The 13,639-nt window shown below is 70.4% G+C and carries 10 protein-coding genes; 9 read left to right on the forward strand and 1 reads right to left on the reverse strand.

Annotation, left to right across the window (positions count from 1 at the left end):
* The first annotated feature begins 5 nt into the window (after positions 1-5).
* From N4G66_RS07550 to N4G66_RS07560, 3 genes are all read left to right on the forward strand, one after another.
* Positions 6-1,631 carry a condensation domain-containing protein gene (locus tag N4G66_RS07550; protein ID WP_261703181.1) on the forward strand — a complete coding sequence of 542 codons (1,626 nt, stop codon included), beginning with the start codon at positions 6-8 and terminating at the stop codon, positions 1,629-1,631.
* Positions 1,628-2,917: an ATP-grasp domain-containing protein gene (locus tag N4G66_RS07555; RefSeq protein WP_261703182.1), complete on the forward strand. Its 1,290-nt coding sequence runs from the start codon at positions 1,628-1,630 to the stop codon at positions 2,915-2,917. Before N4G66_RS07550 ends, N4G66_RS07555 begins: the two co-directional genes overlap by 4 nt.
* A 153-nt stretch (positions 2,918-3,070) precedes the next feature.
* The gene (locus N4G66_RS07560; RefSeq protein ID WP_261703183.1) at positions 3,071-3,769 is read left to right on the forward strand and encodes an alpha/beta fold hydrolase; all 699 of its coding nucleotides are present in this window, start codon (positions 3,071-3,073) and stop codon (positions 3,767-3,769) included.
* Positions 3,770-3,963: 194 nt separating this feature from the next.
* On the opposite strand, the gene N4G66_RS07565 is transcribed toward N4G66_RS07560, so the two are convergent.
* Positions 3,964-4,101, reverse strand: a complete 138-nt coding sequence (locus N4G66_RS07565; protein WP_261703184.1) for a hypothetical protein — start codon at positions 4,099-4,101, stop codon at positions 3,964-3,966.
* 573 nt (positions 4,102-4,674) lie between these two features.
* Between N4G66_RS07565 and N4G66_RS07570 the strand changes: the two genes are divergently transcribed.
* The 6 genes from N4G66_RS07570 to asnB all read left to right on the forward strand — a co-directional run bounded on the left by N4G66_RS07570 (position 4,675) and on the right by asnB (position 13,616).
* Positions 4,675-6,153 (forward strand): sugar transferase, encoded by a 1,479-nt coding sequence (locus N4G66_RS07570; RefSeq protein WP_261703185.1) that lies wholly within the window; start codon positions 4,675-4,677, stop codon positions 6,151-6,153.
* 73 nt (positions 6,154-6,226) lie between these two features.
* Positions 6,227-7,546, forward strand: coding sequence for a nucleotide sugar dehydrogenase (locus tag N4G66_RS07575; RefSeq protein ID WP_261703186.1), 1,320 nt, complete (start codon positions 6,227-6,229; stop codon positions 7,544-7,546).
* Positions 7,536-8,801 carry a glycosyltransferase family 4 protein gene (locus N4G66_RS07580; RefSeq protein WP_261703187.1) on the forward strand — a complete coding sequence of 422 codons (1,266 nt, stop codon included), beginning with the start codon at positions 7,536-7,538 and terminating at the stop codon, positions 8,799-8,801. The genes N4G66_RS07575 and N4G66_RS07580 overlap by 11 nt, the downstream gene beginning before the upstream one ends.
* On the forward strand, positions 8,798-10,165 hold the full coding sequence (locus tag N4G66_RS07585; RefSeq protein ID WP_261703188.1) for a Wzz/FepE/Etk N-terminal domain-containing protein: 1,368 nt from the start codon (positions 8,798-8,800) through the stop codon (positions 10,163-10,165). The genes N4G66_RS07580 and N4G66_RS07585 overlap by 4 nt, the downstream gene beginning before the upstream one ends.
* Complete coding sequence (locus N4G66_RS07590) at positions 10,162-11,679, forward strand: Wzz/FepE/Etk N-terminal domain-containing protein (protein WP_261703189.1); 1,518 nt, start codon at positions 10,162-10,164, stop codon at positions 11,677-11,679. Before N4G66_RS07585 ends, N4G66_RS07590 begins: the two co-directional genes overlap by 4 nt.
* A gap of 2 nt (positions 11,680-11,681) precedes the next feature.
* Positions 11,682-13,616: an asparagine synthase (glutamine-hydrolyzing) gene (asnB, locus tag N4G66_RS07595; protein ID WP_261703190.1), complete on the forward strand. Its 1,935-nt coding sequence runs from the start codon at positions 11,682-11,684 to the stop codon at positions 13,614-13,616.
* Positions 13,617-13,639: the final 23 nt, after the last annotated feature.

A 13,639-nucleotide genomic window follows, 5' to 3' on the forward strand; every position in this document is an offset into this window, starting at 1 on the left:
GCACCATGCAGAACACTGACGCCGACGTCCCGGCGGCAGCTGCGACGACCGATCTGCCCGCGACCCTGACGGCCGTCCTCAGCGAGCACCTGTCGGGGCAGGACGTCGGACCCGACGACGATTTCTACGCGCTCGGCGGCGACTCGCTCATCGCCCTGCGGGTCGTGGCGTCCGCGCAGCAACACGGCATCGCCATGACCCTCAAGGACCTGCTCTACTACCCCACGGTGCGCGAGCTCACCGAGTATCTGTCCTCGTCGGCGGCCGGGCCCCCGCCCGGCGCGGCGCAGTCCGCTCCCGGCCCGGCGGACGGCGACAGTCTCCTCGCCGCGGGCGATCTGGCCCTGGTGCCGACGGGTGTGGAGACGGCCCTGCCCGCCTCCACCCTGCAGGTCGGCATCATCTACCTCTGTGAGACCAGCGGCGACCCCGAGCTCTACCACTCGGTGGTCGGATGGGAGACGGTCGCCCCGTTCGACGAGGCCGTCTTCCGCTCGGCCCTCGGCCGGCTGTGCGAGCGCCACGCGGCGTTGCGCACCTCCTTCGACCTGGGCACCTTCTCCGAGTCCGTACAGCTGCAGTGGTCGGGCATCGAACTGCCCCTGAAGATCGAGCAGTTGCCGGAGTCCGATCCGGTCAAGGCGCGGGAGCTGGTCGACGCGTGGAAGGAGCACGGCCTCCAACTGCCCCTGGACTGGAGCCGCGCCCCGCTGTTCCGCTGTCATGTGGTGGCCCAGCCGGACTCCTTCCACATCGCGGTGGCCACCCACCACGCCGTCATCGACGGCTGGAGCTACGGCAGGCTGATCGTGGACCTTCTGGAGCTGTACGCCGCCGGCCTCAAGGACACGGAGGCCCGGCTACCCGAGCTGCCGGCCGCGGGGGAACGCGACTTCATCGTCGCTGAGCGCGAGTTGCTCGCCTCGGCGGAGGCCGCCGACTTCTGGCACCAGCGGGCGGACACCACTCCGTTGCTTTTCGAACGGGGCCAGTTCGGCGGCGCGGCCAACGCCGTGGCGAAGACCGGGTTCCCGCTGAGCCCCGAGGTTCTGCGCGGTCTGCGGAACACGGCCCGTACGGCCCGCACGTCTCTCAAGTCGGTCGCTCTCGCAGCGCATGTCCGGGCGCTGTCGGAGTGGACCGGGCGCCAGAAGGACCTGGTGACCGGTGTCGTCGTCAACACCCGGCCGGAAAGGGCGGGGTCGGACCTGATGGTCGGGCTGTACCTCAACACCGTCCCGTTGCGTTTCGTGTCTCTGGACGAGTCCTGGGCCGACATGGCACGCCACGCGTTCGACCTCGAGCGTGAGGCGGGTCCCTACCGCGCCTTCCCGCTGGCCCGGATCGAGAGCCGGCTGGAGCGGGCTCCGTTCGACACCGTGTTCAACTTCATGGACTTCCACGTCTACCAGGACCTTCCGGCCACGGTCGGTGTGGAGACCCGCTCCTGGTGGGTGCGGGGAAAGCCCAGCTTCCCCTTCCGTGTCGACTTCGAGGTCGAAGGTACCGAGGCGGGCAGCCGCGTCGTCGTCGCCTACGACCCCGCGCTGCTGGAGGAACGAAGCGCCGAACAGTACGCACTGCACTTCGAGTCCGCCCTGGCCGACGCCGCCTCGCAGGTGGTGGCATGAGCCGCGGAGGACGGACCCTGGCCGTCGTGTACGACGAAGGCGCGGCGTCCGCGGGAGAGATCGGTGTGGGACTGGGAGACCTGGGGCGTGTGGTCTTCCTCGTACCCGACACCCCCCACAACCGCCTGCTGCGCCCGGTCATGGAGAACCTGGGTGACGTCGTCGCGCTGTCCGGCTCGTCCCGGGAAGACATCGACCTCGTGCGAAAGGTGGCCCCGGACGCGGTACTCACCTACAGCGAGCGGATGATCCGCAAGACGGCCGAGCTCGCGGAGGCGATGGGGCTTCCCTCGCACTCCGCGGACGTGGCCCATGCCCTGACGGACAAGGTGCGCCAGCGTCGGATCCTGCGGACCCGGGGCGTCGACGAAGTCCGCTCCCATCCGTTGCGCTCGCCGGAGGAGTGGCCGACCGCGCTGGCGACGGTGTCCCTGCCCGCCATCATCAAGCCCGTCCAGGGTGGAGGCAGCCGGGACACCTATGCGGTGACGACGGACGCCGAGGCGGCGGAGGTGCTGGCGCTGCTCTTCTCGGGAGAGAACGAGACGGGCTCCACCGAGTTCACCGTCGAGGAGCTGCTGGAGGGCAGGCCGAGTCTGCCGTACGGCGACTACGTGTCGGTGGAGAGCGTGTGCACCGAGCAGGGCGTCGTCCACCTGGCCGTCACGGGCAAGTTCCCCCTCATGAAGCCGTTCCGGGAGCCGGGCAGGTTCTGGCCCGCCCACGTGCCCGAGGACGAGGAGCGGGCGATCCTGGACCTCACGTCCCGTGCGCTCCAGGCCCTCGACGTGACCTACGGCCTCACCCACACCGAGCTCAAGCTGACGGCCTCCGGCCCCCGCATCATCGAGATCAACGGTCGGCTGACCGGCCATATGAATCTCACGACGCGGAGCACGTTGGGGATCGACCTGGTACGCCTCGGCGGGCTGCTGGCGCTGGGCGAGCGGCCCGGCACGGGCCCGCTCGACTTCGGTGGGCAGGTGCACTTCCAGTTCAACACCATGGCTCCGACTCAGGCATGCCGACTGGAGCGCATACACGGGGCCACCGAGGTCCGCCGGATACCGGGAGTCGTCGGGTACCGGAACTACGCCAAGCCGGGCACGGCCATTCCCGGTGGCGTCATGACGTATCCACTCGATGTCATCTGGGGCACCTGCGACGATCACCCGTCCATGATCGAGGTGGTGCGGCAAGCGCTCCAGGCGCTGTCGTACGACTTCGCCTTTCCCGGCGGACCCGTCCGCCGCATCACGGCCGAGGTGCTCACGAACGCTGCGTGAGCCGGTATCAGTGCCGGGCCCTGAACCGGAGCGTCGGATCCGCTCGTTGACACACCCTCAGCCGGCTTCGTCCGGCAGCCGAACCGCCCCCCATGTGGTTCGGCTGTCGGTGAACGCCGTTTCCCTCCCGGGATCCTTGGACAGCGTCCGGACATGGTCGATCACCGCATCTTGCACGTCGGACGGATCCGGCTGGCCTGTCAGATCTCCGGTCCGCCGGAGGCTCGGCCGCTCGTCCTGCTGCACGCGCTCGGCAAGGATTCGACGGACTGGGACACCGTGACGCCCGTCTTCGCTCGGGACCGGCGGGTCCATGCCCTCGACCTCCGGGGACATGCCCGGAGCGACTGGCCGGGGTCCTACTCGCTGGAACTCATGCGGGACGACGTCCTCGGCTCCCTGGACGCGCTCGGACTGGCGAAGGTGGATTTGATCGGCCACTCCATGGGCGGGGTGGTCGCCTACCTGCTCGCCCAGGAACATCCGCAGCGCGTGGACCGTCTCCTGCTGGAGGACGTTCCGCTGCCACGGCCCCGCAAGCCCACCTCTCTGACCCGACCCGACGGGGAACTGAATTTCGACTGGGAGATGGTCACGGTCGTCAAAGCGCAGATCGACACTCCTGATCCGGCGTGGCTCGAGCGGCTCGACGAGGTCACCGCCGAGACCCTCGTCGTGGCCGGCGGGCCGCAGAGCCACGTCGCCCAGGACGGGGTGGCCGAGTTGGCCTCCCGCATCCCTCGTGGTCGGCTCGCCGTCGTGCCCGTGGGGCACCTGATCCACGAGGCGGCCCCGCAGGCGTTCATGGACCTCGCTCTGCCGTTCCTGCGGGCGGGTGCGTCATCCCGGTGACACCATCGCCGAAGTCGCAGTCCCGGTACGGAAGTTCACCGGTGCCGCGGTTCGCCGGGGTACCCCCGCACTTCGCACCGGCTGTTCTTGTCCGCGCCCCCTCCATCAGCGCCTGGGCCGACACCGCGGCATGCATCCGGATCCTGAGGCGGTTTGCGCTCGCACTTGGACATGCCGCCGAACACCCGACACGATCACGTCGCACACCTCCTGTCCGGGGCGATCGCCCCGCCCTGCCCGGGCCCCCGCAGCGGCACGCCGTAGTGCACGAACAGCGGGAAGTCGTCGCCGGACCAGGCGCCGCAGAAGGCCCGCTGCGGCTCGCCGATCACTACCGCGCAGCAGCCGCGCCCGGGGGCCGGGCGAGCCGCTGGAGCGCGCGGTGGCGGCAAGGCACCCGCAGGCGGTCACCGATCGGCGGAGCCAACATCGAAGCTTGAGCACAAATTACACACATCCCCCTCTTCATACCGGCCCTGATGGTCTAGATTGACCGTGCTTCAGCTGTTCAGACACGAGGCGACCAATAATGATCTATAGGTCCGGTGCTACGGGAAGCCAGCAGTCGCGTCCCTGGCGCCAGACGTGGGGGTGATCAATTCCTGGAACCCGAGAAGGGGGCCCTGGGTGCGGGAAGCATCCGAGGTTTCGACGGTTCCAGCGCACCTCGAGAGTCCGGCAGGACACGCGCGTCCGCTGCCGCCGGGGTGGGTCGTTCACGTAGCTCTGGAATAGCCGGGATGTCATGCGGGGGGCGGGGGCCTCCCGGGGGGAAAGGGGGAAGAACAGCGCGAGGGGGGCGGGGGCCTCCCAAGGGGAGGAACAGTGCGGGGGGCGGGGGCCTCCCGGGGGGAGGAACAGTGTTAGGCGAACACGTCGAACCACTGCGGGACCTGGGGGGTTCTGTGCGGCAGGGGGGACTGGCCGGCCCGTTACCGTCGACGCGCGAGCGTCTGGCGAACGGCGCGATCAGGCAGCCCGCGACCGAATGGGAGCAGCGGTACCGCCGTGCCGTGGTCACCAGCGATACGGTGGCCACCGCCTTCGTGGTGGCGGCGATCGGCAACTTCTTCGGGGCCCGGGACGCGGCCAACTGGCATGAGAAGTGGGGGATTCTCGCATTCGGCACCGAGCTGCTGGTGCTGGGGGCCCTCGCGGTGAGCCGGTCGTGGGCTCCGGCCGTACTCGGTCAGGGCGCCGAGGAATTCCGTCGGCTCGGACGCTCGCTGTTCACGGCGACCGTCGTGCTGGCGCTCGGCGGGATCGCCCTCACCTCGCGCAACATCAAGCTCTGGATCTTCGTCGCGATCCCCGCGATCGCACTCATCACCATGACCGCGCGGTATCTGCTGCGCCTCTGGCTGCACAAACAGCGCAAGGAAGGTCGCTGCCTGCGACCGGTGCTCGCCGCCGGGAGCCTGGCCACCGTGCGCGACCTGATCACCCGAACCCGCAAGTTCCCGCACCTCGGCTGGCGGGTGGACGCGGTGTGCACGACGGACGGTCTCGGGGTCGACGGTGACCAACTGGACGGCGTGCGGGTCGTCGGCCGGCTGACGGACGTCGCGGGCCACGTCCGCCGCGACGGCTACCGTGTCGTCGCGGTCACACCGGACCCGCACTGGTCACCGGACCGGCTGCAGCGGCTGGCCTGGAACCTCGAAGGCAGCGACGCCGAGATGATCGTGGCCCCCGTGCTGATGGAGGTGGCCGGCCCGCGACTGCACATCGACGCGGTGCTCGGGATCCCGCTGCTGCGGGTCAGTATGCCGACCTTCACCGGGGGCCGCCGGGCGATCAAGGGGGTCGTCGACCGAATAGGCGCGGCGATCCTGCTGATGCTGTTCGCGCCGCTGATGGTGTTCGTCGGACTGCTCGTGCTGGCGGACAGTCGGGGTGGGGCGTTCTACCGCCAGCGCAGGGTCGGCAAGGACGGCCGTGAGTTCACCATTCTCAAGTTCCGCACCATGGTCGCCGGGGCTGACGGGGCACGTGCCGAGCTGGCCGACCGCAACGAGGGCGCCGGCCTGCTGTTCAAGCTCCGCCGGGATCCGAGGGTGACCCGGCTGGGAACGGTGCTGCGCCGGTACTCGATCGACGAGCTCCCGCAGCTTTTCAACGTGCTCACCGGATCGATGTCGCTCGTCGGTCCGCGGCCTCCGCTACCGGAGGAGTCCGCTGCGTACGGCCCGGACATCCGGCGGCGCCTGCTGGTCAAACCCGGACTCACCGGCCTGTGGCAGATCAGCGGACGCAGCGACCTGTCGTGGGAGGAGGCGGTCCGGCTGGACCTGCGGTACGTGGAGGACTGGTCGCTCGCCCTGGACACAGTGATCTTGTGGAAGACGCTGCGTGCGGTGCTCTATGGGCAGGGGGCCTACTGATGCGCGGAAGTCGTCGTCCGGCCGACGCGCGGACCGCAGGCCCGAAGGGCCTGCCTGGGGGGAGGAACGGGTCATGAGAGTCAGCGTTTTCGGGCTCGGCTACGTGGGCTGCGTGTCGGCCGCGTGCCTGGCCAGCATGGGTCACGAGGTCATCGGGGTGGACGTGAACCAGGTGAAGGTCGACCTGGTCAACGACGGCAAGGCCCCGGTGGTCGAGGAGCGTATCGGCGAGCTCATCGCCGATGTCGTGCGGACCGGAGCGTTACGCGCCACCGGCGACGTCCGCGAGGCGATCATGGGCAGCGAGATATCGCTGGTCTGCGTGGGCACGCCGTCGGAGCCCAACGGCAGCCTGTGCACCACGTACTTGGAGCGGGTCACCGAGCAGATCGGTGCCGCGCTGGCCGAGCGGGGTGGGCGGCACACCGTCGTGTTCCGCAGCACGATGCTCCCGGGCACCTGCCTGAACCTGCTGGTACCGATCCTGGAGAAGTCCGTCGGCGGGATGGCCGGGGTGGACATCGGGGTCGCGGTCAACCCGGAGTTCCTGCGCGAGGGCACGAGCGTGCGGGACTTCTTCGACCCGCCCAAGACCGTCATCGGCGAGCTCGACCCGGCAAGCGGCGAAGCGGTGCTGGCACTGTACGACGGCTTGCCCGGCGAAGTGTTCCGGGTGCCGGTCCCGACGGCCGAGGCGATCAAATACGCCGACAACGCGTTCCACGGTCTCAAGATCGGCTTCGCGAACGAGCTGGGCGCGGTGTGCCAGGCGCTCGGGGTGGACTCGCACCAGGTGATGGACGTGTTCCTGGCCGACCGCAAGCTGAACATCAGCCCCGCCTATCTGCGGCCCGGCTTCGCCTTCGGCGGCTCCTGCCTGCCCAAGGACCTGCGCAGCCTGGTCCACGCGGCGCAGCGGGCCGACGTCTCGGTGCCCATCCTCTCCCATGTGCTGGCCTCCAACTCCGACCATCTGCAGCGCGCCGTGGACCTGGTCGAGCGCACCGGCAAGCGCCGGGTGGGCCTGTTCGGGCTGTCCTTCAAACCCGGCACCGACGACCTCCGCGAGAGCCCGCTCGTCGAGCTGGCGGAGAGGCTCTTCGGCAAGGGTTACGACCTGCGGATCCACGACGCCAACGTGAGCCTCTCCCGGCTGCTCGGCGCGAACCGCGAGTACGTCGAGACCCGGCTGCCGCACCTCGCGCAGCTGCTCGCGGATTCCGTCGACGAGGTGCTCGATCACGCCGAGGTGTGCCTGGTCGGAACCAGGGATCCGGCCGTGCTGTCGGCGCTGCCCCATGGCGCCGACGGCCCGGTGATTGTCGACCTCATCCACCTTCCCGACGCCGACGCGCGCCGGGCCGAACCGGGGTACATGGGCCTTGCTTGGTAATACGACCAGCGACGACCGGCCGGACCGGCGTGCGCTGATCCTGGTCGAGAACCTGTCGGTGCCGTTCGACCGGCGGGTGTGGCAGGAGTGCACGACCCTGCGCGACGCGGGCTGGGAGGTGCACGTCATCTGCCCCCAAGGGAGTAAGCGGGACACGGAGCCGGAGGCGGAGATCGACGGGGTGCGGATCCACCGCTACCCGTTGCGCGCGGCCACCGGAGGGCCGGCCGGCTACCTGCGGGAGTACGGATCGGCGTTGTGGCACACGGTCCGGCTGGCCCGGAAGGTCGGCCCGGTCGACGTGGTCCACGCCTGCAACCCGCCCGACCTGCTGTTCCTGCCTGCACTGTGGCTGAAGCGGCGCGGGGCGCGGTTCGTCTTCGACCAGCACGACCTGGTACCCGAGCTGTACCTCTCCCGGTTCGACCGCGGCGAGGATCTGCTCTACCGCGCCGTGTGCGCGCTGGAACGGCGGACCTACCGGGCCGCTGACGTCGTGCTCGCCACGAACGAGAGCTACCGGGACGTCGCGGTGCGCCGTGGCGGTCAGCGGCCGGAGGACGTTTTCGTGGTGCGCAGCGCACCCGACATCGACCGGTTCCACCCCGTACCGCCCGAGCCGGAGCTGAAGCGCGGCAAGCCTCATCTGCTGTGCTACCTCGGCGTCATGGGCCCGCAGGACGGCGTCGACTACGCCTTGCGGGCCCTCGCGAAGCTGCGCGACGAGTTCGGGCGGACCGACTGGCACGCGGTGTTCGTCGGCGCCGGCGACACCTTCGACGCGATGGTGGAGCTGTCCCGGGAGCTCGGGCTCTCGGAGCAGGTGCAGTTCACGGGGCGGATTCCGGACGCCGATCTGGTGCGCTACCTGTCCACCGCGGACGTGTGCCTCTCCCCCGACCCGCACAATCCGCTCAACGACGTGTCGACCATGAACAAGGTCCTGGAGTACATGGTGATGGGCCGGCCGATCGTCTCGTTCGACCTCCGGGAGGCGCGAGTCTCCGCCGGTGACGCCGCCGTCTACGCGCCCGCCAACGACGAGGCCGAGTTCGCCGGGCTCATCGCGCTGCTGCTGGACGATCCCGAGAAGCGGGCCCTGATGGGCAAGATCGGCCAGGAGCGGATCAGCGGGCCGCTCTCCTGGCGGAACTCCCAGCGAGCGCTGCTCGCCGCCTACGCCGCTGCCTGCAGTGACCGGACTCCGGTGGCTGCGGGCGACCCGGACCGCGCAGGGCGGAGGCCGCACCGTTGAACGACGACACGATACGCCTGGTCACGATCGGACGGATCATCCGTCGGCGCTGGCGGCTTCTCACCATCCTCGCCGTGGTGGGTGCGCTCGTCGGCTACGGCACCTCGTTGCTGTTTCCGCCGCGGTACACGACGTCGGCATCGGTACTGCTGCCGGGGGCGTGGGAGGAGCGCGAGCTGCTGACTCAGACGGAGGTCGCGACCAGTTCGGTGGTGATCGACCGCGCGGCCGCCACGCTCCACTGGCATGGGGTCAGCGGCAGAGAGCTGCAGGATCAGGTGAGCGCCAAGGCAGCCGACGGGAACATCATCAAGATCTCGGGCACGGCGGACACCCCGGAGCGCGCACAGCAGCTCTCCGACCAGGTTGCCCGGCAGTTCGTCACATTCGCCGCGCGGATCGTGGACGACAACACCGACCCCGAGGCAGCGGCGCAGCTCGAGGCACTGCAGCAGATGGTGGTGCAGACCAACCGCCGCATCACCGACCTGGCCGATGCGGCAGATCCGGGGCAGACCGTGGAGAGCGTGCAGACCCGCACCGAGCTCGAGAAGCTGCGTACCTCTCTGCAGGAGGCCATCACCAAGCTGGACCAGGCCGGCCCGACCGCCAACAAGGCCAACATGGTCGTCATGGGGTCGGCCGCCCGGCCGGCCGGCGAGGCCCCGCCGACGAGGGTGCAGCTCGTCGTCGGCGGGGCGCTGCTGTTCTTCCTGCTCGCGGTGATCGGTCATCTCACCGCCGCACGGGTGAGCCGCCGACTGCGCACCCAACCGGAGATCGCCGCGGCGCTGGGATCGGCGCTGCTGGGTACCGTCGACGTACCCGGTGCACGGTCCGCGTACCGGCCGGAAGGCCGTGGCCCTCGGGCCCTGATCCGCCGGCTGCTGGGCGTCGACGTCCGGTGGGACATCCCGACCCCGCAGACGTCCGGCGACGAGGCGAGCAGACAGATCCGCTACCGGCGGGTGTGCGCCCGCCTCCGGGACCAGCTGCCGGCCCCTCGGAGACTGCTGGTCGTCGTCCCGGACGGCGACGAGATCGCCCGCCGGGCCGCCGGGCAGCTCGTCTCCGAGGCCGGGAACGATCCGATGCTGCGGGTGGTGGGGGTCTCGGTGTCCCAGCCGCTGGTGCCGGACCGCGACAACGAGTCCGGTGCCCTGGTCGTGCTCAGCGCGGGCGCCTGGACCGCGGTTGAGCTCGCCGGCATCGCCGAGGCGTGTGCGGACGCCAAGCACGAGGTCGTCGGCATCGTCCTCGCCGGCCCGGTCCGGGCCCGTGCGACGCAGTCCGCCGGCCGTCCTCCGGATGCCGCCACGCCGGTGCTCGCGGTGGGCAACGACGGGAAGGGAAGTTCACGGTGACGACGAGTACGACTGCGGAGTCGTCGGCCGCCGCTCCGCTGCTCGACCTGCAGGCGCTGGTGGTGGCAGTGCGGAGGCGGCGCCGCCTCTGGTCCTCCATGGCGCTGCTGGGGCTGCTCGTCGGCACGGCGGTGGCGGTCCTGCTGCCGCCGCCGCCGACCGCCGTGGCCAAGGTGCTGGTCGCGCATCAGGAGGACCAGCCGAACGATCCCGGAACGCTGATCCGCACCGATGTCGGACTGCTGCAGACCACGCGGATCGCCGCCAAAGCCCTGCAGTCCCTCGGGTCCCCGGAAAGACCGGAGGACTTCATGAAGGACTACGGGGCCGTCGGCCTGACCAACAACCTGCTGCAGATCACTGTGACAGGTGACAGCGACGCGCAGGCGGTGGCCCGCGCCAAGGCGCTGGCCGACGCGTTCGTCGTGGACCACGTGACGCGGATAAAGAACGCCGCCGACGCCGAGGCGAAGGCCCTGCTCGACCAGCGTGACCGGATGCAGGGCGAACTCGCCCAGGTCAACAAGGCGATCGGGGAGGGCTCGTCGCAGAGCGGGCCGAAGGCCTCGGCGAACCTGGAGTCGCTCTTCGCCAGCCGGGCCGAACTCACCTCGCGGATCACCGATTTCAGCCAGCGCGCCGCGGAGGCGCGCATCGGCACGCCCCAGCTCATCGCCGGCACACAGGTCGTGGACGCACCGCGCGCGGTGCGGCAGTCCCTGCCCAAAACCGCTGCCACCAACGGCGCGATCGGGCTCGTCCTCGGGCTCGTCCTCGGGCTCGCGGTGGCCGCGGTCGGCACGGTGGTGGCGGACCGCCCCGTGCTGCGCCGGGAGATCGCGGCGAACCTCGGCGCCTCGGTCATCGCGGAGCTGCCCCGCCGGTCGGCCAGGCGGTGGCGACGCCGACGGATCCGGGCGGCACGCGAACGGCTCACAGCGTCGCTGGCCCGCATGCACAGTTCCGCGGAACCGGTGTCGCTGCTGGAACTGGGCTGTGCGCGCAGCACGAGCGTGATCGCCCTGGACCTCGCCAGGGCACTGGCGGCGGAGGGGCCGGTGGTCATCGTCGATGGTCTGCCCGGCCTGCAGCTCGCCAAGCGCCGCCCGAAACCAGGAGACCCGACCGTGGTCAGCGGCGAGGGTGCCGCGGCCGTGTCCCCTCAGGAGCGCCGGCTCGGCGTCGGCTCGGTGGCGCCCGGCACGGCGTGGACCGACCTCCAGTACCTCGGCACGCAGACCGTGCTCGTCGTACGGGCCGGGCACGGCAGCGCCGCATGGCTGCACACCGTGGCGCGGCAGCTCGCGGACCAGCGCATTCCGGTGATCGGTGTGGTGCTGATCGACCCCGATCCGCGTGACCGGACCGACGGCACGCTGTGGGACGGGCTGCACACCGCGCTGCGCGGCCAGAACGAGCTGTCGGCCCGGCAGAGCGGGACGGGCCGGCGGCGGAACGAGCGGCTGCCGATGTGGGCGGCACGCGTCCCGGACAGCGACCAGGAGGCGCGGTAGACATGTGTGGCATCGCAGGTACTTACCGGTGGCCGGACGGGAAGGTCGTGGCCGACCGGCTCACCGATACCCTCGCCCATCGCGGTCCGGACGGGTCGGGCCGGTACAGCCACCCTCTCGGTGACGGCGAAGTGCACCTCGGGCACCGCCGGCTGGCCATCATCGACCTGTCCGAGACCGGCGCTCAGCCGATGGTCTCCGACGGCCTCGTCCTGACGTACAACGGCGAGCTGTACAACGCTCCCGAGCTGCGTGCCGAGCTGGCGGCCGCCGGCGTGCGCTTCCGCGGTACCTCCGACACCGAGGTGCTGCTGGAGGCCTGGCGACGCTGGGGCACGGACTGCCTGCCCCGGCTGCGCGGCATGTTCGCGTTCGGGATCTTCGACGAGCGGACCGGTGAACTGGTGCTCGCCCGGGACCAGTTAGGCATCAAGCCGCTGTTCCTGCTGCGGCGCGGCGGGGGTCTGGTGTTCGCCTCCGAGCTCAAGGCGCTCGCCGCCGTGACCGGTGGGTCGCTGGAGGTGGACCATGCGGCGCTGGTGGCCTCGCTGCTGTACTACTGGGTGCCGGACTCTCGGTGCGCGTTCCGCGAGGCGGAGAAGCTGCCGCCGGGGAGCTGGCTCCGGTTCCGCCCGGACGGCCGGGTGGACAGCGGCCGGTACTGGAACCTCAAGGACGTCGCCGCCGAGGGACGGGAGCGGTCCCGCAGCGGCGAACTGCCGGACATCGCCGCCGTCGTCGAGGAGTCGACCCGGCGTCATCTGCTCTCCGACGTACCCGTGGCGACCTTCCTCTCCGGCGGTCTCGACTCCAGCTACCTGACCGCGCTGGCGGCCCGCGACCGACCCGGGATCTCCGCCTACACGATCGGGTTCCGCGCCGAGGACGCCAAGTTCGAGGCGATGCCGGACGACCTGCGCTATGCCCGGCAGGTGGCCGAGCAGTTCGGCGTCGACCTGCACGAGATCGAGATCGCTCCGAATGTGCTCGACCTGCTGCCGCAGATGACGTACCACCTGGACGAGCCGATCGGCGACCCCGCCGCGATCAACACGTTCCTGATCTGCTCGGCCGCCCGGGAGGCCGGGGTGAAGGTGATGCTCTCGGGGATGGGTGCCGACGAGCTGTTCGCCGGATACCGCAAGCACCTGGCCAACCTGATCGCGCTGCGCTACCAGCGCGTCCCTGGGCCCCTGCGGCGCGGCCTGTCCAGGGCCGTGGACCGGCTGCCGGTCGCCACGGCCCGCCGGGGGTACCGGTCGGTGCGCTTCGCGAAGCGGTTCCTCTCCTTCGCCGATCTGCCGGAGGAGACCGCGTTCCGGCGCAGCTACACCATGTACGACCAGGACGAGCTGCTCGCCCTGGTCAATCCGGACCTGGCCGGGACGGTCGAGGACGTGCTGACCGAGCATGCGGACATCTACCAGGACAACGACCTCGACGACTTCGTCAACCGCATGTGCCTGGGCGACGCCCGGATGTTCCTGCCTGGCCTGAACCTCGCCTACACGGACCGGTCGAGCATGGCCGCCTCGACCGAGGTGCGGGTGCCGTACGTGGACGTCGAGGTGGTCAAGGCGGCGTTCGCCGTACCCGGCGATCGCAAGATCGTCGGACGACAGGGCAAGGCCGTTCTCAAGGAGGCGGCCACCTCGATCCTGCCCCGGGAGATCGTGTACCGGCCCAAGGGCCTGTTCAGTGCCCCGCTGCGGGCCTGGATGAGCCGCGATCTGGCACCGCTGGTGCGCGAGGTGGTCAACGACGGCGTGCTCGTCAGTTCCGGGCTCCTGCGCCGCGACGCGCTGGCGCGCATGGTCGCCGAGGACGCCGCCGGGCAGCGGGACTTCTCCAAGCATCTGTGGCATGTGCTGACCCTCGAGTACTGGTACCGCGACGCGACCTCCGGGTCCGGCCGGAGCACTCGCTCGGCGGCGTAGAAGACGGCGTAGAAACAAGGGGA

Origin of the sequence: Streptomyces rhizosphaerihabitans (assembly GCF_025399795.1) — a bacterium.
Lineage (GTDB): Bacteria > Actinomycetota > Actinomycetes > Streptomycetales > Streptomycetaceae > Streptomyces > Streptomyces rhizosphaerihabitans.